A 24,692-nucleotide genomic window follows, 5' to 3' on the forward strand; every position below is an offset into this window, starting at 1 on the left:
GGGGTCAACGTAACCCGGTTAGCCGCTTAAGCAATTGCGGGTGATTTCACAAGCAACCCGTTTAGCGGTCAACCGAACTCCTTCCGCCGCTTACCCATTCCCTTTAGGGGTCAACGTAACCCGGTTAGCCGCTTAAGCAATTGCGGGTGATTTCACAAGCAACCCGTTTAGCGGTCAACCGAACTCCTTCCGCCGCTTACCCATTCCCTTTAGCGGTCAATGTAACCCGGTTAACCGCTTAAGCAATTGCGGGTGACTTCACAAGCAATCCGTTTAGCGGTCAACCAAACTTCTTCCGCCGCTTACCTATTCCCTTTGGCGGTCAACGTAACCCGGTTAGCCGCTTAAGCAATTGCGGGTGATTTCACAAGCAACCGGGTTAGCGGCTAAAGGGAATGGGTTTGCTGCTAACCGGACCCCTTCCGGCGTCAAAGGGATTGTGTTTATGGCCGTTTTCCGGACATTAAAGCAGAAAGAAACGGAGGTGTATGGAAAAGAAATACGCTTATCATGAGTACCCCGGTCTTCTGAAGATAAGCAGAGCTTTAAAAACCTTCTGTACCTTTCGGGAGGAATACCTTGAATACCAATTCAGATCGTCACATCATAAAAAAATAGTGAAAGCTATGGGGTACAGGGAGTTCAAAGAACGCATATTCTTTTTTAGCGGACATTAGTGAAATAACCTATTAACGTAACAACCGGCAAAGTTAAGGCTGTAGAAACTAAGGTAGCTGCGCCGGATCCGGATATCGGGAGCAGGGTTTTAAACTTTACCCCGATAATAAGTTTAAAACAGTTTGTCAATGGAATTCCGTTAAGTCCTCCCATTCGTTGATCTGGTTGGCATCCAGTTTTACAAAAACAAATAAAAGAAGTGTAAAGGCCCAGAGTCCAGAGCCTCCATAACTAAAGAACGGCAGAGGAATGCCCACCGTAGGGAGTAACCCGATAACCATACCGATATTTATCGTAAAATGGAAAAAAAGAATTGCAGCCACCCCGTACCCGTATATACGGCTGAATTTGGATTTTTGCCGTTCTGCCAGAAACAAAAGGCGTAACAGCAGAAAAGTAAATAGTAATATTACCGCGGCACTTCCAATGAAGCCCCATTCTTCTCCTACGGTACTAAAAATATAATCCGTATGTTGTTCCGGAACAAAGCCTCCTTTGGTACGGGTGCCTTCCAGGAATCCTTTTCCGGAGAAACCGCCGGAAGATATAGCAGATTCTGATTGGTACGTATTATATCCTATCGATTTTCTGATCTCCCTGAGCTTTTCAGGGTCGTGTTCAAGTTTTAACCACAGGTTTATCCGGTCGCGATGATGTTGTTTAAAAATATTATCAAAAGTAAATCTCACGCTGGAAGTTACTACTATGGTAATGAGGAGGAGAGTGATGAACGGAAGCAGGGAGACCATCTTCTTTTTTCTTTTTCTCCACAGATAATACAGGGTGAGGAAAAGAAAAACCGCTACACAGACCCATATGACTCCGAATATCAATGTGGTTACAAACAAGGTAACAAGGCCCAGGCCGGAAAGAAGATATATGGAAGGGAGCCCTTCGCGATACATTACGGGCAGGAATGCCAGAAATACCATAGCACTTCCCGGATCGGGCTGTAAAAGGATAAAAAATATAGGGAGGGCAATGATAAGAAAAGCTTTTAACTGGTATTTCAGATATTTGATGTTGGTTTGCGAATCACTCAGGTATTCGGCCAATGCTAGGGCAGTCCCGGTTTTGGCAAATTCAGCCGGTTGTATGCTCATAAATCCCAGATCGTACCATGCCGTCTGCCCGGCAATGGTCTTACCGAAGATAAAAACCCCTGCCAGAGATACTACGGAGAGCAAATAAATAATTCCCGAGAATTTTTGATAGAACTTGGCATCTATGGCCAGGATAAGTGTTATGAATAAGCTGCTGAGCCCTATAAACGTAAGCTGCTTTCCGTAGTATGTGGAAAAATCGAATATGGAAGTGCCGGTACCTTCGGTAATACTGCTGGAATAAATATTGACCCAACCTATGAACACCAGGAGAAAGTATAAAATTACCGTCAACCAGTCTATTTTACTTATAAAGGAATTATTCATTAATCCTAAAAGGTTTACCGCTGTATGGTTTAGCGTATTCTTCTTTTAAACTTGCTTCGAGCATGCGTTTTTCCAGGTCTTTTCTTGTAACTTCTCCCCTGAGGTATTTTTCAATCATAATAGAGGCAATGGGGCCTGCATATCTGGATCCCCAGTATCCGTTTTCCACGAAGACCGCAATGGCTATTTGAGGGTTTTCCACCGGGGCAAAGGCAACAAAGATGGAGTGGTCCGTAAGCTGTGTCCTTTTACCATCAATACGGGTAAAGTTCTCCGCCGTGCCGGTTTTGCCGGCGATATCAATACCGGGTACCTGGAAGGATCTTGCCGTACCGTTTCGGTATACTTCGGCCATCCCCTCTATTACAGGGCTAAAGTATTTTGAATCTATGGTAGAATATTTTTTTTCCGTAAATTTTTTATCCGGTATGGGCCGGTTTTCCACACTTTTGAGGATATGAGGGGTGTAATAATAACCTTTATTGGCAATAACAGCAGTAAAATTGGCAAGTTGTATGGGAGTGGTCAGTATTTCCCCCTGTCCTATGGCATTGGATAGGTTGGTAGTGGAATACCACCGGTGTTTGCCGTACACACGGTCATACCATTTTACATCAGGTATCCTACCCGCTTTACCGATAGGCAGGTCGTACCCGAGATAATCCCCGAGGCCAAAGCTGTTCATATGTTTTTCCCATGCAGTCATTCCTTCGGCCGAGGTCGGGTATTTGTCTATAATACGGCGATATACATTGGCAAAATAACCATTACAGGATAGTGCCACTCCACGGACAAGATCTCGTGATCCGCCCCCGCAATGACATCCCATTAACCTTCTTCCCTTATAGTAGTAACCGTTTTGACAGGCAATGTGTGTAGAAGGTTCTATAACACCTTCCTGTAATGCCGCGAGAGCATTAAGAGCCTTAAACGGTGATCCTGGCGGGTACATGGCCAGCAGGCTGCGGTCATATAGCGGATTGGCTATAGAGTCGTAATACAATTGTGTATAATTTCTGGAACGTTGTCTTCCTACCAGGAGAGAGGGATCGTAACTCGGAGCGGTCACCAGGGCCAGAATTTCGCCGGTCTTAGGGTTCAGCGCGACAATACCACCGCGTTTGTTGACCATCAGTTCTTCTCCGTAGGTCTGAAGATCTATATCGATAGTTAACTGTATATCCTTACCCTGTTCCGGAAGGGTGTCGTATGTACCGTTTTTGTAAGGACCTATATCCCGGTTAAAACGGTCTTTTTGAATATATTTTATTCCTTTTCTTCCGCGGAGGACATCCTCGTAATACTCTTCAACGCCTTGTATTCCTATGAGTTCTCCCGATTGGTAGTTAGGGTTGTTCCTAAGATCGTATTCGCTTACTTCCCGGATATAACCGAAAATATTGGCTCCGTGGTCTGTCTGGTAATGGCGCAGGGAACGTTTTTGAATGTAAAATCCCTCATATTTACGCATTTTCTCCTGCAGGGCTGCATATTCTTCTTTGGAAAGCTGAGGCACAAATACCGAAGGAAGCCTGGGAGAATAGATATAGGCCTTTTGGTACTTCCGGATAAAATCTTCTTTGGTTATATTGAGTAACGAGCAGAACTCCAGGGTGTCCAAAGGAATGACTTCCCTGGGGATAACCATAACGTCGTAAGAGGGTTGGTTGGCAACCAACAGCTTTCCGTTCCGGTCATAAATGTATCCGCGCTCGGGATAGTCGAAAACCTGTTTTATTGCGGTATCATTGAGCGGACTGTCCTTATTTCCCCATATTAACTGCAAATAGGAAAGCCTCCCTATGTAGATAAGGGCAATAAAGATGATAATGGATGAAAGTAATAGTTTTCTCATTGATTTTTAGTCCTGAACAACGGGATTAACAAAAAACAAAGTACCAGGGTAAAGGCCCCGGATAATAACGTTTTTTTTAAGGTTGTAAGTATATGTGTAAAACTAAAAATCTCTAAGGAAAAAAGTATGATATGATGTGTTAAAATCATAATAAACAAGTACATGAACCGCTGTCCGAGGTTAGTATTGTTTATTTTCAGGGTTTGATACTCATAGGCACTTCCGAAAGAAAAACGTAATACTACCGGGCGTATATAAGCAATACAAAGCGATGAAGCCGCATGAATACCGCCGCTATCACTGAAAATATCAACACATAGTCCCATTAGGAATGCAAGGAACAGGAAAAGAGCGCGGTTTTCATTTTTAAGGGGATAGAGCAGAATAAACAATACATATATATAAGGATTTATATATCCCAGAAAGTGGATATGGTTACATATAAGTACCTGCGCCAGTATCAGCACTATAAATCTTATACCATTTGCCAACGTATTGTTATTCATTTACCGATTGCTCTAATTCGAGTATTTCTTCCTTGTTAGTATTTTCAATGATATAAACATGGTCCAGGTTGCGCATGTCATTAAAGAGTTGCACATTGATAATATAATAATTCTCGGAAATATCCAACGCAAAGTTTTTTATGGTTCCTATAGGGATACCTTTCGGGAAGATCATAGACATGCCTCCTGTGATTATCGTGTCTCCCTCTTGCAGTGGGGCTATGCGGGAAATATCAATGAGCTGAACGGTATTTTCCGATATTCCGTCCCATTGCAACGTGCCGAAATGTCCTGTGCTTTTAAGCTGGGCATTGATGCGGGTAAGGGTATTTAATACAGATTGAACTGTGGCGTAATGGCGGGATGTATTATCGATAATTCCCACAATACCGTTCGAGGTAATGACTCCCATATCCTGGGCAATACCATTTTCTTCGCCCTCATCTATGGTGAGATAGTTTTTTGGGGAATGATAACTGTTTTTTATGACCGAGGCGTCCCGTACCACATACCCTGGGTTTTCAGGAAGAATGATGGAATCTTGCAGAATGGAATCAGGGTAGGGGTTAGCCCGGTTGAATAACAAGGAGCGGAGCCTTTTGTTCTCTTCGACCAGTTGATGATTATACCTTTTAAGCCCGAAATAATCTGAAATATGACTTGCGGTTTCGTAAATACCACCGGTAACCCAGTTGGCAGAATTGATAAACTTGCTTTTGTGGTAACTGTGCGACTGGATGGTCATAAACAGGGAAAATGACAGCAAAACAAAGAAAAGAAAGAAGAACCTGTTCTTTAAAAAAAAATTAATTATGTTTTGCATAGCATTCTACCTATCTTACCAGGATACTTTTAAATCTTCCGATATTTTTCAGGGCTATTCCGGTACCTCTGACTACAGCGCGAAGCGGGTCTTCGGCAATGTATACGGGCAAATCCGTTTTTTGGGAGAGCCTCTTGTCCAGTCCTCTTAGCATAGAACCACCCCCGGCCAGGTATATTCCGGTATTGTATATATCGGCGGCAAGTTCGGGTGGGGTTTGTGACAGCGTTTCCATTACGGCGTCTTCTATACGAAGAATGGATTTATCCAAAGCCTTGGCGATTTCCCGGTAAGAAACCTGTACCTGTTTCGGTTTTCCGGTTAAAAGGTCCCGCCCCTGCACACTCATTTCTTCCGGCGGGGTTTCCAGGTCTTCGGTTGCGGAGCCTATTTGTATTTTGATGTTCTCTGCGGTCGCTTCACCTACGTATAAATTGTGTTGTGTACGCATGTAGTACACAATGTCATTGGTAAATACATCCCCCGCGATTTTTACGGATTTATCACATACAATACCGCCCAGGGCGATTACTGCAATTTCGGTAGTACCTCCTCCTATATCCACAATCATGTTCCCTTTCGGTTCCATAATGTCGATGCCGATACCTATAGCCGCAGCCATAGGTTCGTGGATGAGGTAAACTTCTTTACCGTTTACTCTTTCCGCCGATTCTTTTACCGCACGCATCTCCACTTCGGTAATACCGGAAGGAATGCAGATAACCATACGTAAGGCCGGTTGAAATAATTTGCGCTTCAACGCCGGGATGTTCTTAATGAACATATTTATCATTTTTTCCGAAGCGTCGAAGTCGGCAATAACCCCATCTTTCAGGGGGCGTATTGTTTTGATATTTTCATGGGTCTTTCCCTGCATCAGGTTGGCTTCCTGGCCTACAGCTATAATTTTTCCCGATATCCGGTCTCTGGCAACTATGGAGGGGCTGTCCACAACAACTTTGTCATTATGGATAATCAGCGTATTTGCCGTACCGAGGTCCATTGCGATTTCCTCTGTTAAAAAGTCAAAAAATCCCATGTATTCGTATAATTAGTCAGTTCGTTCGTTTTAAAACGGTTATTACCAGGCGGACATCTTTCAAATGTAACAATACTTTAGCACATTTTATTCCCTTTAACCCTATAAAGTATTCTGAGGTGCCGGAATAGTCCTGAACACATGCCGGGCAATCTTCGCTTTATAACGAAAAACAGGGTGTAATTAGTGTTTAAAATGTCTCGTTCCTGTAAATACCATAGCTATTTCATGCTCATTGCAGTAGTCTATGCTCAGTTGGTCTTTTATAGATCCTCCCGGTTGTATCACGGCTTTTATACCGGCTTTATCCGCTATTTCCACACAATCGGGGAATGGGAAGAAAGCATCGCTGGCCATAACAGCTCCATTGAGGTCAAAGTCAAAAGACCTTGCTTTTTCAATAGCTTGCGTCAGGGCATCTACCCGGCTTGTCTGGCCCGTGCCACTGGCACAAAGCTGACGGTTCTTGGCGAGGACAATGGTGTTGGATTTGGTGTGTTTGCATATTTTTGAAGCAAAGAGCAAATCTTCTAACTCCTTATCCGTGGGTTTATTGTTTGTTTGGTAAGTTAAATCCTCAAGAGTATCGGTTTTGGCATTTTTTTCCTGAACCAATAGTCCGTTCAAACAAGTCCGAACCTGTGTTTTTGCCAGTTCGGCATTTTTTTGAACGAGAATTATCCGGTTCTTTTTCTGTTTGAGTACCTCCAGGGCTTCTTCGGAATACGAGGGAGCAATAACCACTTCACAGAAAAGGCTGCTGATTTCATTGGCGGTTTCCGTATCTATTTCTGTATTGGCGATGAGAATACCACCAAAGGCGGAGATAGGGTCTCCTGCAAGAGCATCGAGATATGCTTCTTTTAATGTGTTCCTGGTAGCTACACCACAGGCATTATTGTGTTTTAATATGGCAAAAGTAGGCGCTTCTCCCCTGAATTCTTCCATGAGATTAACGGCGGCATCCACATCGAGAAGGTTATTGTATGACAATTCCTTACCGTGGAGCTTATCGAACATGGCATCCAGTTCGCCGAAGAAGTAACCTTTCTGATGCGGGTTCTCTCCGTAACGCAGTTCCTGTCCTTTTGTTTGGCTGGTTTTAAAAACCAGTTCTTCTTCGTTGAAATAATTGAATATAGCCGTATCGTAATGGGAAGAAACATTGAATGCCTTTGCAGCGAAACGCTTACGGTCTGCAAGTGTGGTATTACCGTTACCATCGGAAATGACCGTTAAAAAGTCGTTGTAGTCTTCCATAGATGCGACGCAGAGTACATCCTTGAAGTTTTTTGCGGCAGCCCGTATCAGGGAAATACCGCCGATGTCTATTTTTTCGATAATATCTTGTTCGGAAGCGCCACTGGCTACTGTCTTTTCAAAAGGGTAGAGATCTACGATAACAATATCTATCTGGGGGATTTCATAAGATGTCAGTTCTGTCTGGTCGGTTTCGTTGTCCTGTCGGTTGAGGATACCGCCAAATACTTTGGGATGTAGTGTTTTTACCCTGCCTCCCAGAATAGAAGGATAACCGGTTACGTCTTCTACGGGAACGACATTTACGCCAAGGTCGCGTATAAATTTTTCCGTACCCCCGGTGGAATAAATGGTAATGCCAAGATCATTTAGTTTTTGGATAATGGGCTCCAGACCCTCTTTACTGAAAACAGAAATTAAAGCGGATGTAGCTTCTTTTGTGGTACTCATACTGCTGTGTTGTTAACGCTTGATACTTTTCGAAAAAATGATAGCCGGAATGTTCTGAATTTCTACGGAATCCCTCTTTTTGTACCCGGGGTATCCCGGTAAAACCATAAAATAAGAAAAAAACATCCCGATCAGATGCCGGATTAAAACAAACCGGCTTAATTTGACTGCAAAAGTAGTTTTTTTGTAGCAATGATTTGACCGTCACAGGGAAAAATGTTGGAAAAGTACCGGAAACGGGGAAATACATAAGGGCAGGCGCTGTTTTTGTACCTGCCCTTTTAAAGAAGATAAGAGGGGCGGGGTCCCGAAAATGCCTTTCGGGCTTAATGTTCTTTTGACATGATACTTATACCGTTGGACATGTCGGCTGCTGCGGCGTCTGCGGCTATCTGCATGGTTTTTTCGCTGAAATAGTTGGTAACGAACGGAAGTGCCAGTCCTGTAATACTGATCCCAGCCATACGATTGTTGGCCTGGATAGTGGCCCGGTTGTTGTTAAGGGCGGATTGATGCTGTCCCAGGGTATTCCGCTGGTTTTGTTGATTTCGTTGCAAGACATCCCTGGCATTTTGATATAATAGTGCCCTGTTTGCCCCTTTTACTCTTTCTTTCTTTTTGCCATCTTCGGAGCGGCGTGAAAAAATCCTTTGAGCTTCCGGCCCATAGGCACCTCGTTGTATTGCTTTCAAGACCTGGCGTCCATACGGATTTTTTTTGCCGGCGAAGGATTTGGTGACCCGGGCCCGTTCTAGGGCTTTGTCGATAGCTGCAATCTGGGCGCTTAACCGTGCAATTTCCCGTGTGGATCCACTAACCTTCCGTAGGTTCTCCATTTGTTTTAAGAGGTGTTCCATGACTTTATTCATCCGATCAAAGGGGTTTTTGAGGTTCCACGAGGATTCTGTTGTATCAGGTAAAAAATCGATGTCATCAACCATGTCTATTGCTGGTCCTACAGGTGCCGGGATGGAGTCCACTACGGGGTCCCAGGCAGGGTTGTGATCAGACATTTGATTCATGTTGTCCACTATGTCTACTGTTGTTCCTGCCGGTGCGGGAAGCCCGAACGAGGGGTTTTCCAGAAGGAGGCCGGGGTCCTCCCAGAGAATATCAACTTCCCCTGCCATATTGTTGTAATAAGGGTTGTTGTCATTGTCATATCCTTCTCGCATATGTCGTTGTTGCAGTCCGAGGAGGGGTTGCAGTATGACTGCTGAAAAGGCTCCCCCGTATAGTACGGATTGAGTGAGTTTATTTACAGCAGCAGCAGCTCCCCCGGCTGTACCCCCGGTAAAACCTGCTGCCATACCGCCGATAAAGGAAGTCACTGCTGTAAGGGTGATCTCCCCCCGGTTCATCCACCCGATATCCGAAGCGGCCTCTGCGGCTGCCGATTCACTGATGAAGGGGAGCAGGAAGCCTCCTTCCTTGCAGGAGATCATGGATTGCTTGGTCACGGCGGCATGCCCGTTGAAGGTAACCAGCAGATGGGGATTCAGCCAGGACGATTCGTCAAAGCTTATCATTTCGCTACAGGTGGGTTTGGGCTGAAGCATATTAAAAAGGCCGATCCCGACGCAAATGAGAGCTATTGCTCCTCCGACTATCCATCCTGCTACGGGTATGACGGCAATAGTGGCAGCCATGGCCATTCCGGCTATGATCCCGCCGCCAAAGGCTATACTCCCGAAGCCACTGCTCCAACCGGTTTTACAGGAGAACTGTCCGTCCAGTTTGCGGTCTGCTTCGGTCAATAAAGGTTTGTCCTGGCCTTTGAAGCGTACGGTAAACTCTGCCCGGCGATCCGGGTTGGTCAGTAACTTGCCGTAGTTGGTTGCAGAATTAAAGGTACATACGGTAAATACCTTTTCCGGTAGATAACTACTCATGATAAATTTGGAGTTTACAGGTTACTCCAAATTTAGGCTGCCGATGTTACGTGAAGTTTAGGGGTGTAATAAGGAATTGTTGGGTTAAAGTTAAGTTTGAAGAAAGAATGATTTGTGTTAATTTCTAATGATCTTGTGCTACTATACTAATGCCATTGGCCATATCTGCCATAGCGGCATCTGCAGCTGCCTTAAACGTTTTTTCACTCAGCCAGGTACTTACAAAAGGCACACTTAATGCGGGAATATTACCAAAGAGCCCCAAACCTGCATTAGCAAACACCCTGTTTAGCCCTTTCGATTTTTCCTTTTGTTGTTTTTCCGAGTCACTGTTTTTTTCATCTAATGTGGTAGTCGCATTCTCCCTGGTATTTTTATAGCTATTTGGGTTATTCTTCCCTTTTCCGGATGCATTAGTAAAAAAGTTTTTTACCTCAGGGCCATAAGCCCCACTTCGGGCCTGTTGGAAAATTATTTTTGCATACGGATTATTTTTCTGAGCAAGGCCTATTGGTTTCCCTGTTTTAGGGTTTATTTTTTTTGCTTCGGCGAGAGCCCTGTCAATAGCTGCAATTTGAGCATTAAGCCTTGCAATCTCTCCTTGAGAACCTGCTATACCTTTTATGGCTTCCCTTCGTTCCTTTAAACCTCTGTTTATTCCCTTGAATTTATCCGTAAGTCCTTTAGGGTTCCAGGGATCGGTTATATCGTCGGCTTCTACATCAGTATGATTTAATAAGACCTCTTTAGTTGGCTTGTTCGGCACAGGAAAGGGGTCGATAAAGGGAAAGTCAGAAGAAAACGGATTTATATCTGTATCTTCTACTTTTTCACCGGTAATGGTGTCATAAATAGGATTATCACCATTGCCACTGCCATAATGTTCTCTAAGCAGACCTGTTTCTTTAGATAATGCCATTCCAATAGGGATACCGAATGCCATTCCGTAAGCAGTAAATTCTAAAATTTCTTTGGATGCCGCTTTTGTTCCTGCAAACCTTCCCGTACCTACGGCCGCGCCTCCGACCGAACCTGCAGCCCACCCGGATAACACCCCGGCCAAAAAGCTGGCACCTATTTCCGCGCCAACCTGCCATCTATTCGTACTTGCAATTTCTGATGCGGCTTCCGCGGCGGCGGCTTCATTCATAAATGGCAGTAACATGCCTCCTTCTTTACAAACTATCATAGATTGCTTGGTTACCGCATAAAAGCCGTCAAAAGCTACTGAGGAATGTTCGTTTGTCCAAAAGGATTCCTGATAGCCGATCATGTCACTACATGAAGGTTTGCTAAAAAAACTAATGAGGCCCCAGGCAAGACATCCAAGAGCAATGAGCCCTCCTACAACCCATCCGGCGAAAGGAATGGCAACTACTGTCGCTGCGATGGCCAATCCTACCATGATGCCGCCGCCAAAAGCTGCCGTGCCTATACCACTGCTCCAGTTTGTTTTACAAGCGAACTGGCCGTCTAATTTTTTATCGGCCATGGTTAGTAGTGGTTTGTCTTTAGACTTGAACAATACTGTATATTTGGTCCTGACATCGGGATCCTTTAATAACTTTCCATAACCACCATCTAAATTGTGTGTACATACGGCAAATACTTTTTCCGGCAAATAGCTACTACTCATGATAATTCGGGTTTTTGTATTCTACATATTTTATACCCTGCCAGTTGTGTGTCCATATAGAGAAGGGCACATCGCCTTCCACAAACCCCAGTTTCTTCTGGCAATACAGGCAAAACGCATCTAACTGCTCTTTTCCGGTATGGTTTATGGCAGAGGTGAGGTTGATCTTTTTGTCCCTGAAAAATAATTCCGCCTGTATATCCCCTTTTCTGTTAGAATGGTGGAGGGTCCGGACAGCCTTGAGATCGTCTATGGGCCTGATATATTCGTCAACATCGTTATAAATGACCTTTACACTGTCTTTGCTTATAAAAAAACGAACGCTTTTTTTGATATATTTTTTTTGTATCAGACGAATACCCACAAAAAACAGGGCAAGCACCAGGACAAAACTATAAGACGATTGTATTATCCGGAGGACGTCTCCCAAAAATACCTTGATCCCGAAAAATGATATGATCACCACGATCCCCCACAATATGTACCATTTACCTATCTGGATGGTCATGACGTTGTTAAGGGTAAAGCCTGCGGCGTACTTCTCGTTTTCACTTTCTGTATGAGATAGGGCTGTGTTCATTTTGTCCTATAATTTTCGCATTTTAAACTCGCAAAAGCTCTCTACATTGTCTTTTATCGCTTCACTCCATATCAGCCTCGCTTCGTTGACAAGGCGGGTGACCGGGTCTACTTCGTAGGTCTGCCTGAATTCGAGCTTGTATTCCGTAAAGTTGTACTTGATTTGCGGTTTGTAGTACTGATCGTGTTTTTTGACGATCTGCTCCAGCAATTCATCGTTGAGCTTTGCAGACCCGACTTTTCTCAGTTTTAGGATATGGTCGTCTTCCTTTAATATATCGCACCTGAAATCCATCGGGATGATAGTGTCCGGCAACAGTATGGAGCGATACAAAAATTCCTGCTGCTGGACCACTGAGTTGTCGTTAGATGTAAGCTGCCAGTCAAAAATGGCTGAATAGAACATTTCCCTGCGGTACTCCTCTTCCGAGTCGTGAGAAAGGGAAAACTGCCGGTTTCCCGACTTTATGATCTCCTCGAGGCCTTTTTCGTTGGTATCTCTCATCTTGGTGATGAATTCCGTTTGGAACTCTTTGGAATTTTTAAAGGCCCTCCACTTTTCTGCCTGCTCCTCTTTGTTTAAAACTTTAGCGATCTTGCCGTCTTCTCCATAATTGAGGGACATGTCGTGGCGAATAGATTCGGTTTTGGTGATAAAGTCAAAAATATTGTTCAGAACGGGAGGGTTCATATTGTAGTAATGGTCTTCTAACTTTACTCTGGCTGTTTTTTTGGCGGGGGAAAGCTGCAGGGAGTATTGGAATTTCTGCTGGGAGTTACTGGTGAGCTTACCGTCTATTTTGGTGGTATTTACCTGCTCGCAGCGATATTTTGCCGAAATATCATGCACAGGCGGTTTTACTGCCGGTCTTTCTTTTTCTTCTACCGGTTTTGAGTATTCTTTATCTCCTGTATAAAAGCTATACTTGTCTGACATGGTTTTGTTGGGGGTTAATTGATGTCTACTTCGGTTCCTTTGATAATGACGCTGCCTCCGTCGGGCTGAATGGTAACATCACCCAAGGGGTCAATAGTAACGACTCCATCACCGCCTAAACTCGTCGTCGTATTTCCTGTAATGGTGTTCGTTTTGCTTTCTAAAGTAATTTTATCTCCCCCTGTTACCTTAATGGACTTACTGTCTATGGTGATCTCCTCTTTCATAATACTTATCTCACTGCTGCCAACTTTTAATTTTACATTGGTATTTCCTTCTATTGTGATATTCCCGGAACAGTCCATAGTAACTTTGGCACTGCCACCACCTACATCAAGGGAAATGTTGGAATTGGCATTTACAACGAGGTTTCCAGCGCCATCGTAGAAGGACGATGCCCCTCCCTGGTCGGAAATAAGGGTAGATCCGTTGTTGTCGTCCATCACGATCTTGTTGCCGCTCCGGCTCTGTATGGCCTTGAGGTTGTTGTTGGGATCGGCATAGCCACTGTTGGCATTTCCGTGCTGAACGCACCCGGTAACATAAGGCATTTCGGCATTGCCGCTCTGAAAGTCCACCATAACCGTTTCCCCGATTTCAGGAATGAAGTGAAACCCTTTCCCCGAACCTCCGTTTGGTGTGGAGAGGGGAATCCAGTCTGTAGTCTGCGCATTTTCTTTCTGCCAGGCCATTTGTACTTTTATGCGTCCGAGTCCCCTGGGGTCATTATTATCCATAATTGTGGCGGGCTGACTTTCGCACCTGGGGTAATTGCCTGGATCGGAATAGGGGGAGATGTTTACCGCTACAGGAACACCCTTAAATGAGTTCTCATAGTCTCCGGTATCTGTGCAGTGGTGTGTAGTGGCTATTATCCTGAACGATCCGGTGATATTACCGTTTTCGTCCAGTATCTTTACCAGTGCACCCGGGCGTAATGCCGGGTTTTCGCTTTTACCGTAGACAAACAACATATTGGCCACCTTTTTCCGGAAGTTCAATTGCGCGTAATGGTCCATATCTGTCTGGCCGCTCCCTTCGTTTACCAGGAAATTGTGTTGTACGATGGTTTCTTTGTCAAATACCCTGGCTGAAGATTTTATCAGTTCTCCGGTAATACCGTTTATGGAGTTTTCCAGGGAACGGGTGGAACTATAGTGCGATGCACCTTCGGAAAGGTCATTGCCGTGGTACTTGAAGCGCGTAGGTTGCAGTGTCATCTCCAGGTCGAATTCCACCAGGTTATAACCGTAATACAACTCAATCTCTTCCTGGCTGTCTTCCCGACCTATAACAAGTTGAACGCCATTGTAGTAAAACCATTCCCCCTGCCTGGAGCACATGCGTTTTAAAAAATCGTAGTCGCTTTCGTTGTATTGTGCGATATAAGGGTAACTCTGGTTTTGAGCAGGTTTTGTGCTTATTTTAAGCATATCACTGTCATATAGCCTGGTGGTATTGTGCGTGATATGAACAAAGTCTTTTTTCAGATAAGAGAAGGATTCTGGGCCATTGTCCATTAGAATAGTGGGACTGTGCGCCATAAACTGGATACGTTTCCCGTCGTGTTCATCCGAATTTTTTGATTTTACCCTGGTCACTACTCCTTTAAAGTATCCTGTGCTGGTAGAAAACATTCCGTCGGTGGCCTGCATGGTAACCAATATTTTCTCCCCGATCAGTTTTTGGTAATTTCCATGCAATTCCGGATTTTGAAGATAGATCTCATCTTCCCGGCATTCTATGGTAAGTTCGTGATGGTCATCAATGTTCTGTGTAAGTTCCATGCGAAGAAAACTCATCATTCGCAGTTCTCCTATTTTTATACTTAGATCGGTTTGTAATGCCATGATAGTCTGATTTTAAGTTGTATATTGTTTTTAATCAGCCCCGAACAATGTTTCAGGTGTGTTTCCGCCAGGTGTACAGTTTTCTTCTCTGGTGATGCCGGATCTCCAGGTGTATTTGTCACCGGGAAAAGAAGCTTCGGACACCGTATGTGATGTCACAGATCTCTAATAGAAAAGGAAAGTCCATAGCACATATATAGGTTTATATTGTTTTTCTGTTCTCTTTACGGGGAGGGAAAAGAGTTGTTCTCTGTCAGATAGGGATGTCTGGTTATAAGGTCAGGGCATATTTACCGGATGTATTTTATTTTTCCGGTAAAGAACGGGCGTATCGAAGAATTTGCGATAAAGGTTGTGCCGGATATCGGGGGGATGTCCTGTCGAACCGGCCGGGACGAAAGTTGTTGTTAAAAATATCATGTTGCGTAAGCAGATTTAAGGGTAAAAGAAATGAAACACCGAAATTTATAAAAAAATATGCATTAAAAGTAAGAAAAAGAGACTGTTAATCAAAGAAGAGGGCAGAGATATTTGAAAGGAAAGTGTTTTTTTACGTTAGGATAAAGATTAGATAACATAAAAACGCCGGTTTGTGCCGGCGTTTTTATGAATAGTATTGTATTGTTATGACGGGTTACTGCTCAGCATATTCGGTATCCCATTCAGTACCGTCGTCGCCTTTTTGTCCGTCCATTTTGATCAGGAAGTTTTTGGCGGGGAAGTACGGTTTCAAACGAATATCCAGGAAAATCCTGTCTTTCTGGTTCGGGTCCTGTTCGAACTTGGTAATGTCGAAATCTTCGATGAGTTTGTCCGGTCCGGATACACTGTCCAGGAATTTGATCACCTGGTTGAGTATTTGTTTACGGGTTTTGGCATTGAAGTTTTCAAAAGCCCTCCGGTTAAGGAAGTCCATCATTACTTTGGTCACATAGTCGAATACCCGTACTACGGAATACGTTTGCAATCCGAGGTTATCTCCGTTAAACAGTGTTTTACCGGAGAATGCCATTACTTTGTTGTACTCGTTTACCATAGGAACAAGTCCGAGGTGTTCCAGGTCGGCAATTTCACTTTTCTTAAGGTCGAATTTAACCCCGTCCACTTCGTTTATGCCACCGAATTTTTTACCGGCAGTGATCTGTGACATGAGGGTGTTGTATATTTTTCCTGCCAAGGCTGTGGAAGGGGGGAGATACAGGTGGTCTTCTTCGTCTATTTCCTCGTTTTTACCTCGTCCTACGAGCCAGTTACAGGTCATAATTACGTTAGATCGGTATATGTCTCCTCCCGTAAGATTGGCCATTTCGAACATTTCGATCACATCATCCGGTTCATCCAGGTGCTGGAAATCGGTAACGAGCATCACTTTGTTGTTGTGGGCTATTTTGGCCCATTTTTCCAGTACTTTGTTGGAGCCGAGATAACCCGGGACCACCAGAAGGGAATAGTTATTTCTCAGATCGAGGCGGTCGTAATTGTTTACCAGTTCCTCTTCGATATGATCTATAAATCTTGTGTTGTCCAGGTCCTTGAGCTGATCGAGTTCTGCATTTATAATAGCAACGTTCTTTACTTTACTCTCTTCGGTATTTTTAAAGAACAAGGCCAGGGTACGATAAGACTCTTCGAGTTCTTTGGTTTCGTTTACAGCCGATGCAAGGTTCTTTTTAAGCGTTTTTTCAGCCAGTTCTGCCTTTTCCTGGGAGTCGTTAACCAGGTCTACCAGGTTATCGGATGATTTCAGGGATTCCGCCCACAATTTTAAGACCCTTTTCAGGTTTTGTCTCTCCGCTTTTTTTCCCGCTTCATTGAGGAATATATTTCTTCTCGCTTTTCTGTCCGGGCTTAAATTCTGTACACCTTCAATAGCACTTTCCAGCAGGTCGAAACCTCCGAACTGGATAAACGATTCCAGTTTTTGCTCCAGACTTACCTTTTTGCCTTCTTTTACCTGCTCCTTTACTGCTGAAGGGGTTGTTTCTTTTTGGTTCTTCATGAGTAGATCTATTTATCGGTTTCTTCAATTTCCCGGACCAATGCCTCAATGGTTTCGATAATGGACTTTTTGGCTTCCGGATCCTGGAGTGCGAGCTTCAGAACCTTGTTGGTCTTCAGCTGTTTTATCATTTTGTTATATTGTTCTTTTTTCGTCTGCAGGTCGGTAAGGAATTCACTTTGTTCGGTAATTCCTTTTGCAGAGAAATCGGAAACGTTTTTAAATTTTAATTCTTCCCGTACGGTCATTCCCTGTTCGTCTTCAAAGTTGACGTTCATTTTCGGAGAAAAATGTTCGAAAATTTCATCCATATTTTTAAGACCGGTCACTACTTCCGGGCGTACCGGAGTATTGGGGGTCAGTTTCTGGGCTATCAGTGTTTTGTTCTGAGGAATGTCAACAATGCTCTCTTCTCCTTCCGGTTTTACCTCATTTCCTCCTATTCCATAACTATTTGAAAGATTTGCCATAACGTTAATTTTAGTTAAATATAATAAAAATTACTTATCGAGTATACTTTTCTGATCAAAACAGGCCTTTTCGCTTATAATCCACGATGATCAGGCTTACACAGTTGTTTTCTTTGTTGCGTACCATGGATACGCTTTTCAGTTCTATTTTCTTCCCCCGGATACTGTTGTTTAGGTAGTGAACGGAAACGACCTCGTCTTTCAATTGTACGGATGGAAGGTGGTCTTTGCAAAAGTACCGGACAAAGTTGTTGAAAGAAAGCTTGTCCTCTGCAATACCTGCGATCAACCCTGCAAGTTTAGCTTCATCGAGTTCGGGGACTTCTATAACTTCTTCCGGTTTTTTGCTTTTTCTTACCGTCGTGGCCGGTTTTTCTTCCAGTTCTGACGCAGGTGCTTCCGGTATGCGGTCCAGAAAATCGTTTACCACACTGGTCCTGGTTTCGCGCATGATCTCTGCTCTTGAAATGGGGGTATTCTCTATCCTGGCCGGTAAAACGGTGATCTTGCGGAAACCTACATATTTAATGTCGTCATTTACAAAAAGGGACACCGTTTTTTCCCCTGTGTTTTTATAGGTGTATGAAGGGTTTTTGTCTATGGCGTCTATTTTTTCTCCTTCGCCGAAACGCCATTCCCAGGATTTGGCATGCGAGGTGCTGTCCGTAAATGAAACAGGCTCGTTTACATAAGCAATTTTAGGAGCATAAAATCGGGGTAATAAAGTGGAGTCGATAATATCCTCTGCGGGTTTTATGTCCACAAGCTTAGTGATATTACAGTTTTTGTTTACCCATAGGTTCACCAGGTATTTCCCCGGTTCCTTATATTGGTGTACTACTTTGGAACGAAATGAAGCTTCATTACCATCGCCAAAATCCCATTTCCACTCGTGGGCGTTTTCGGTGTAATCGGAAAAAGTGATAATTTCTCCGACTTTATAGGCGGAAGTCTGTACTTTGATCTGTTCTACCTTGCAGGGCTCACTTTCATTGACCCGAAAGGCCAGTATAATGCCGGAGAGTAAAAGGATGGTTACAAAAGATAAGATAACCCTGGAGTCAAAATGTGTTCTGATATGTGAGTTCCTGTTCATTCTAAAGCAATTTTTATTGTATTGAGAGCTGTTGGGAAACAAATATTCAGAGGATCATTTCCTGTGTTTGTTTTTGTTTTTCAACGCTTTCCAAAAATACACAATTTGCGATGGTTAAAAAATCCTGGAAAACAAGTATTTCAAAATAAAGCAAAAATATTGTATTTTCGTACGGAAAAATGTGAGTGCAAGCTAATAAAATAGATAAAGCCCTGTAACCTTGATACGCTTAAATTGAAATTTACAGTCATAAAATAACGCATTTTTGATGTAATATTAAAATGGACTTAACTTTTGAGAATATTTCTGCCTTAATTTGCCACATAAAAAAACAAAGGATTATATTTAAGGACAATATGTAGTTTTTTCCTGTATTTATAAGGTTATAATGTCTTTTTTCGTTTCTGATGAAATACAATATGAGATGTGAAAAAAAACGTAAGTCCTGATAGTTTTACGGGTATGATGAAAAACAGATGTCATTAACGTAAAATGAAAGATAACGATTGTCGGTAATTAAAATCTACATGAATGAAAAATAGATGTGTACTTGTCGGTTTTGTGTTGTTTTTTATCTGTAGTTGTGGAGGTAAAAAAAGCACGGCAAATATGATCACTGATCCGTATGTAAATGCAGAGCTGGGTAAAAATCCGAAGGTAGACCAGATTAAGGTGATCCGGGATATGGATATAGTTATTGCAGAAGAAGAAAAAGAAAAGGAGCTGAATTTGATCTCTCCCGGAGACCGGGCATATTTTGCCAAAGTACTTGGTGTGACACCATCCGAAATTACTAATCAGAAATTATACGCTTATATAAAGGAATGGCAGGGGGTGCCTTACCTGTATGGGGGGGAGACCAAAAGAGGTATCGATTGTTCCGCGTTAATGCGCAACCTTTACAAGGAGGTGTACGATGTAGCCTTACCTCGTACGGCTTCGGAAATTATGCTTAATGATGACCATGTAGAGCGTTTCCGCTCTTTAAAATACCTCAAAGAAGGGGACCTGGTATTTTTCAGGTCAAATAATGAAAAAATAATGACGCATGTAGGGATATATCTGAAAAATATGAGATTTCTGTCAGCTACGGAATCTCAGGGAGTTCAGATAACCAGTTTAAAAGATCCTTACTGGCGTAATACTTATAGGCTAAGTGGCAGAATAAAACCTGGAGAATTTTCCATGCGATAAGCAAGGAAGATGATTTTTTATCTGTCGGAATTTTTGTTGTGGTGTGGGTTTTTTTAGGATTCTGTCCGGGTAACAATAGCATGAATCGTGTTCTGATATTTTTCTTTCCCGGTATGCACGGATTTGTTCCCATTGAGAAGTTTATCTGAAAAACCCCTGTTTTTGGCGATGTTGTGCAAGGTATATTTATTGTACTTTGGACCCCTGAAATCTGTCTTTGTCCATACCCGCTTAAGACATCATAATTGAATAACGGTGTGGGGCAGACTCATACAACATGAAGGACCGACAGAAAGCCTTTGTTCTTGAGATTTGTTCCTTATGGAACAGTCTCAAGAAGTATTTTGATTAAAGATTTGTCCGGAACTCCGAAAGCTGGAGTTTATGTTGACAATTACAAATAAAGAGAACATGACAAGTGTTAGAATAGTGGTGTGTTTATGGCTGGTCGCACTGGTGGTTTCCTGTAAATCCCAACAGACAATTATTCCTATAACCGATGAACAGGTGAAGATAGAATTCGGTGAGCTGGGAGATCTTGATGCCGAGGAAGAGGAACCGGAGGAAGAGGAAGATTCCGTAATGGAAATACAGGCTATTACAGATGATGATGTTCAGGCCGAATTTGGCGGACCCCGGCGAAGCCCCCCACCTTCGAGGGAAAGTCCTTCTCCTGTGGTTAATACTTCCGAAACCGAAGACGAGCCGATCAATGCGGCACTCCTTCTGGAGACCGGCCAGGTGGTATTGTCGAATAGTGAATCTTCAATTATACTTGACGAAGTGGAAGTTGTAGGGATATTACGGACCGAACAGTTTGCACTACCACCTGTTTTAACAGCTCCCCTGAATTATCTGAGAAGTTACAATCCGAAGTCGGTGCCGCTGACACGGGAAGTCAAGGTCCGGAATTATTCCCCTATAACCATAGAAGATAAAGTTTTTTTCGCCGAAGAATTAAAAGTTAAAGCTATTGATGTAGCTGATCCGAAGCTGTATTCCTATGTAAAGGAACGACTTGGAGATCCGTACAGGAAAGACCGGGTGGACCATTTGACCCTGATGCAAAACCTCTACAGTAAGGTTTATGAAATAAACTTTCCGCGAACTGCCTCTAAGGCCATTCTTACTAATTATACTGACGGACAGATCCACTATACCAAAGATATGAAAGAGGGAGATTTGTTGTTCTTTCGTTTCAAGGATCATGGAAAACCCTATACCCATGTGGGAATATACCTGAAAAACAAGCGCTTTTTAACAGTAACGCCTTCCCAAGGTGTGGAGATCGCTAATCTCAGGGATCGCATGTGGCGAGCCGGGTATATTGGTAGGGGAAGAGTGAAAAACCTGAAACACTGATGAGCAGAGAAGACATTGTTTTTGAAGAATTACAGGATATACCTTCATTTGACCTGAAGGCAGAGCTCTTATTTGAGGTGCTCATGCGCCGTAAAATACAAGAGAAGGACATTACCGTAATACCACAGGGCAATTTCTTTCGTAAGTTCAGTAAAGATGTTATGCAGGTGGAACTGGATATGAACCATGCGGATATGTGGCACTTTAAGGTTAGCCGTGACGGATTTTATGACATACTGCCCGAAGGAATAACACATAATTACAGAACGCGTAGCCGTAGCGAAGATCCCGTAGAAGAGTATAAGAAACGAAAGCGGGAAGAAAAGGAGGCGCGGTACTTCTTTAATCCGCTGGAAAATGAATTTTTTCGTTTCCGGCATGAGATCGAAAAATACGAATCCGACTTTTTTCGTGATATCAATGCCTATGGTCTGTCCGATGTGATACGTATGATCCTCGGTGTATCCGGTAAAGTACCTGATGAACTTCTCGTCAAAATGTTTTTTTTGTTAATGCGGCAAAAGAATTACGTAAGCCGCAATACGGAAGATGTGCGTAAAGGTCTGGAAGCAATTATAGGGGAAAAGGTAAAAGTTATTTCGAAAAATGTTAAATTGGAGCAGGTTTTTGATCCTTATGAAAAAACAGACGACATGTTGTTGGGTATTAATACCACCCTGGTGAGCAAGGAAGAAATATATTTGAAAAAGTATCATTTTGTCATAGGACCGCTTAAAGATTCGAAAAAACTTCTGGAATATGTCAATAAAGGGCAGATGGAAAGTTTTTTAGAGGCCTTTTTTCATTTATTTTTACCCTGCCAGGTGCAGTTTTCATATCAGTTAATGTTAAATGATGATGATCGGCTATTCCGGCTGAATGAGACTTTGTACCAATCCCGCCTGGGAATATCAACTGTTATTTAAGCTATGAGAAAAATTTTAGATTATATAGTAACCGGAGAGACCCTGACCGTACTTTTGATCACCCTTGCCGTTGCTTTTATACTGAGCATGATCTTTAGCGCCAAGGCTCCCAAATTCCGGAAGAAAAAATGGAAGTACTTTTTATACGTGCTTTGTATAGGAGTTATTGTTATGGGGTTCGGAGCTATTTTGTACAATCTGAAGTCCACAACACTTACGTCCCGTTTTGTTTCTTTTCAGGTGTTGATGATATTGCTCGGAACAGGACACCTGATATTTTTTCACAAAGTATTTCAGCGATTCGAGACTAAAAAAATATACCAGGAAATATTTTTTGCGTTCATAACCGCATTGTATATGGCTATATTTATGATATTGGTGGTCTCCTATTATGCAGAGTTCCAGTTTATCTACTATATGTCCGGAAGCCTGTTGCTTTTTATGGTTCCTACGCTGATCCTTATTCTGTTTGAAACGGCCATTACTATTCCTGCACGACTTTATAAACGCTGGTTTTATCCGCTTAGCAACCGCTATCCCAATCCCCAGATTACCGAAATGCGCAACGTTATTTTGCTCAACCTGGTGTTTCACAAGAAACCTAATGACCGGCATATCATCAATTTTAAGGTAAAAGCGCCGAGAGCAATGGAGTTTGGCCGGTTGTTTTATTATTTTATCAACGATTATAACGATAAGCACCCCAATAGCCAGATCCACTTTACGGATAATAAGAACGAACCCTACGGATGGTATTTTCATTCCAAACCCAAATGGTTCAGTTCTACAAATCATATAGACCCGGACGAATCCGTGGACAGCAACGATATGAAAGACGGTGATACTATAATTTGCCAGCGTATATAGGAAAAGCAAAGGCATTATTTATGAATTTTAAGTGTCACCAGAACGGTGTCAAACCTTAGAAAAGCATATAGAATAACCAGATAATTGTAAACGACAACTAATCATGGCAGAAGATATACGATATTTCCCGGTAAACTGGATCGATGGAATGAAGATCAATAAAAATCATTTTATCGAATTACAGGACAATATGGAAGATTTGGTGCGCGACGCGCGGAACATGGGGGTCGACCAGCTAAAATACGGCTTGCTGTCTACCCGGTTCAAAGCGCCTTTCGAGTATTCGGTAATTATCGATGAGCACAACGAACTCAATGTGTCCATTAAATTTATGAAGGCGGTCACGCCCGGTGGCGGCCGTATAGAGATCACCGACTATACCGGGGAGTTTTCGGAGAAAATTTCTCTGGAAAATTACGATTTTAAGGAGAACAACCGTTTCCTGTTGCTGAATGTCGACCCTTATAACAGGGTGCCGACAGGTACGCAGAATATGGACGAAATACCACCCCGGTTCCCTCATGCCATGCCCAAGTACTACCTGACAACCGTTGCGGAGGCTGAGGTTACCCAAAATAACATTGGTCCGCTTCAGTTTCCCATAGGTAAATTTTCTTCCAGGGGAAGTGTTTTTGAAACAGTGGACACCTATATCCCACCATGTATTACTGTGAATAGCCATCCTTCCCTGGTGAAACTTTTCGAGGCTTATGATGCCTTTTTTAAGCAAATGGAATTCTATGCGGTGCAGATATCACAGAAAATACGGTTCCGGAGACTCAGTGGAGACGAAAACCTAATTGCCGATATTGTCTTTGCCACGCTCGAAAAAATACTGGGGCACGTAGGACAAAGCATAAACCAAAACCGATGGAACGGGTTTTATTCGGCCCCGATGGAAGTCCTGGACAAGGTGGTCAGCCTCGCCCGTATTATGAAAAACAGCTTCGATTCCTTCTCGGGAGACGGGAAAGAAATGGTTTTTAACTATTTCTCCGAATGGACTACCGAGTTGGGTAGCGGAGATTATGAAAAACTGTTTTCAGAAACGATCAACCTTAAATACAAAGGGTATGATATGGAACCCTGTGTAAAGGGGGTCATGGAGTTTATAGAAAAAACCGACCACCTGTTTTCCATACTCAATCAGTTGGATTACATAGGAAGAAAGAAAGATTCCGGTATATTTGTGAATGAGAATATTGTAAAAACCGAAAGGACATCCGGTATTTTCTTTAAACAGGAAGACGAAAAAAATGCGGATAACCAGGACGGTGCCACATCATTTCTGGCAGATTGATTTAATTTATTTTAAACTATGGAAATACTCAATAAGAAAGAGCGGGTATCCGCATTTTTATTATTTCTCCTCATGCTGATCGTTACGGTAGGAATACTGGTTTTTGCCGTATATTTCAACTATAAGCTGCCCTGGAGGGAAAATGAAGCGTTAAAGCAGGAAAACGATAAGATAATGAACGAATTTCGTTATCAGGATACATTTTCCGCCAGGATAGACAAACTGACCTCAAGTATTGACTCTCTGGATCGTTCCGGAGATGGTTTTCAGTTCCTGGAACAGACCATTGGTCTTGAATTGGCCAAACTAAAAGAAAGTGTCCCGGCCGATAAGGAAGCCTATAAACAGACCCTGCTGTATAATAATGTTATCCTTAACCTCAAAGATGTCGTAACCACTAAGAGAAGGTTGCAGTTACTTCGCAAATCGGAAGATCAGATCGATGATCTGCAAAAACAGGTTGGAGAGTACGAAGAGATCATCAATGACCTGAAAAAGGAGCTGGAGCTCTGTAAACAACTCAACAGAAATTAAATAGTCATA

20 protein-coding genes are annotated in these 24,692 nt (G+C 42.9%); 7 read left to right on the top strand and 13 right to left on the bottom strand.

Annotation, left to right across the window (positions count from 1 at the left end; translation table 11 throughout):
• The first annotated feature begins 488 nt into the window (after positions 1-488).
• Complete coding sequence (locus tag ACVBDY_RS14170) at positions 489-677, top strand: hypothetical protein (RefSeq protein WP_447176120.1); 189 nt, start codon at positions 489-491, stop codon at positions 675-677.
• Positions 678-803: 126 nt separating this feature from the next.
• On the opposite strand, the gene rodA is transcribed toward ACVBDY_RS14170, so the two are convergent.
• The 13 genes from rodA to ACVBDY_RS14235 all read right to left on the bottom strand — a co-directional run bounded on the left by rodA (position 804) and on the right by ACVBDY_RS14235 (position 18,500).
• On the bottom strand, positions 804-2,108 hold the full coding sequence (gene rodA, locus ACVBDY_RS14175; protein ID WP_447176121.1) for a rod shape-determining protein RodA: 1,305 nt from the start codon (positions 2,106-2,108) through the stop codon (positions 804-806).
• Positions 2,101-3,963 carry a penicillin-binding protein 2 gene (gene mrdA / locus ACVBDY_RS14180; protein ID WP_447176122.1) on the bottom strand — a complete coding sequence of 621 codons (1,863 nt, stop codon included), beginning with the start codon at positions 3,961-3,963 and terminating at the stop codon, positions 2,101-2,103. The genes rodA and mrdA overlap by 8 nt, the downstream gene beginning before the upstream one ends.
• Positions 3,964-4,461: 498 nt before the next feature.
• On the bottom strand, positions 4,462-5,292 hold the full coding sequence (mreC, locus tag ACVBDY_RS14185; protein WP_447176123.1) for a rod shape-determining protein MreC: 831 nt from the start codon (positions 5,290-5,292) through the stop codon (positions 4,462-4,464).
• Positions 5,293-5,302: 10 nt separating this feature from the next.
• A complete protein-coding gene (locus ACVBDY_RS14190) occupies positions 5,303-6,331 on the bottom strand; it encodes a rod shape-determining protein (RefSeq protein WP_447176124.1) in 1,029 nt (342 codons plus the stop codon).
• Positions 6,332-6,514: 183 nt separating this feature from the next.
• Positions 6,515-8,041 carry a bifunctional phosphoribosylaminoimidazolecarboxamide formyltransferase/IMP cyclohydrolase gene (gene purH / locus ACVBDY_RS14195; RefSeq protein ID WP_447176125.1) on the bottom strand — a complete coding sequence of 509 codons (1,527 nt, stop codon included), beginning with the start codon at positions 8,039-8,041 and terminating at the stop codon, positions 6,515-6,517.
• Positions 8,042-8,367: 326 nt separating this feature from the next.
• Complete coding sequence (locus tag ACVBDY_RS14200) at positions 8,368-9,933, bottom strand: hypothetical protein (protein ID WP_447176126.1); 1,566 nt, start codon at positions 9,931-9,933, stop codon at positions 8,368-8,370.
• 124 nt (positions 9,934-10,057) lie between these two features.
• Positions 10,058-11,569, bottom strand: a complete 1,512-nt coding sequence (locus ACVBDY_RS14205; RefSeq protein ID WP_447176127.1) for a hypothetical protein — start codon at positions 11,567-11,569, stop codon at positions 10,058-10,060.
• Positions 11,562-12,149, bottom strand: a complete 588-nt coding sequence (locus tag ACVBDY_RS14210; protein ID WP_447176128.1) for a hypothetical protein — start codon at positions 12,147-12,149, stop codon at positions 11,562-11,564. Before ACVBDY_RS14210 ends, ACVBDY_RS14205 begins: the two co-directional genes overlap by 8 nt.
• A 6-nt stretch (positions 12,150-12,155) precedes the next feature.
• A complete protein-coding gene (locus ACVBDY_RS14215; RefSeq protein WP_447176129.1) occupies positions 12,156-13,085 on the bottom strand; it encodes a hypothetical protein in 930 nt (309 codons plus the stop codon).
• Positions 13,086-13,099: 14 nt separating this feature from the next.
• Positions 13,100-14,935: a type VI secretion system Vgr family protein gene (locus ACVBDY_RS14220; protein WP_447176130.1), complete on the bottom strand. Its 1,836-nt coding sequence runs from the start codon at positions 14,933-14,935 to the stop codon at positions 13,100-13,102.
• A 634-nt stretch (positions 14,936-15,569) separates the two neighbouring features.
• Positions 15,570-16,934, bottom strand: a complete 1,365-nt coding sequence (locus ACVBDY_RS14225) for a DUF5458 family protein (RefSeq protein ID WP_447176131.1) — start codon at positions 16,932-16,934, stop codon at positions 15,570-15,572.
• Positions 16,935-16,942: 8 nt separating this feature from the next.
• Positions 16,943-17,404, bottom strand: a complete 462-nt coding sequence (locus ACVBDY_RS14230) for a type VI secretion system contractile sheath small subunit (RefSeq protein ID WP_447176132.1) — start codon at positions 17,402-17,404, stop codon at positions 16,943-16,945.
• 55 nt (positions 17,405-17,459) lie between these two features.
• Entirely contained in the window at positions 17,460-18,500 is a 1,041-nt protein-coding gene (locus ACVBDY_RS14235; RefSeq protein ID WP_447176133.1) for a PKD domain-containing protein, read from the bottom strand.
• Between the two features lie 531 nt (positions 18,501-19,031).
• Between ACVBDY_RS14235 and ACVBDY_RS14240 the strand changes: the two genes are divergently transcribed.
• From ACVBDY_RS14240 to tssO, 6 genes are all read left to right on the top strand, one after another.
• Entirely contained in the window at positions 19,032-19,694 is a 663-nt protein-coding gene (locus ACVBDY_RS14240; RefSeq protein ID WP_447176134.1) for a C40 family peptidase, read from the top strand.
• A 411-nt stretch (positions 19,695-20,105) separates the two neighbouring features.
• On the top strand, positions 20,106-21,056 hold the full coding sequence (locus ACVBDY_RS14245; protein WP_447176135.1) for a C40 family peptidase: 951 nt from the start codon (positions 20,106-20,108) through the stop codon (positions 21,054-21,056).
• The gene (locus tag ACVBDY_RS14250) at positions 21,056-21,982 is read left to right on the top strand and encodes a hypothetical protein (RefSeq protein ID WP_447176136.1); all 927 of its coding nucleotides are present in this window, start codon (positions 21,056-21,058) and stop codon (positions 21,980-21,982) included. The genes ACVBDY_RS14245 and ACVBDY_RS14250 overlap by 1 nt, the downstream gene beginning before the upstream one ends.
• 3 nt (positions 21,983-21,985) lie before the next feature.
• Complete coding sequence (locus ACVBDY_RS14255; protein WP_447176137.1) at positions 21,986-22,849, top strand: TssN family type VI secretion system protein; 864 nt, start codon at positions 21,986-21,988, stop codon at positions 22,847-22,849.
• A 103-nt stretch (positions 22,850-22,952) separates the two neighbouring features.
• Positions 22,953-24,149, top strand: a complete 1,197-nt coding sequence (locus tag ACVBDY_RS14260; protein ID WP_447176138.1) for an SMP-30/gluconolactonase/LRE family protein — start codon at positions 22,953-22,955, stop codon at positions 24,147-24,149.
• Between the two features lie 18 nt (positions 24,150-24,167).
• Positions 24,168-24,683, top strand: a complete 516-nt coding sequence (gene tssO, locus ACVBDY_RS14265; protein WP_447176139.1) for a type VI secretion system TssO — start codon at positions 24,168-24,170, stop codon at positions 24,681-24,683.
• Positions 24,684-24,692: the final 9 nt, after the last annotated feature.

This window comes from Sinomicrobium halophytocola (genome assembly GCF_052983395.1).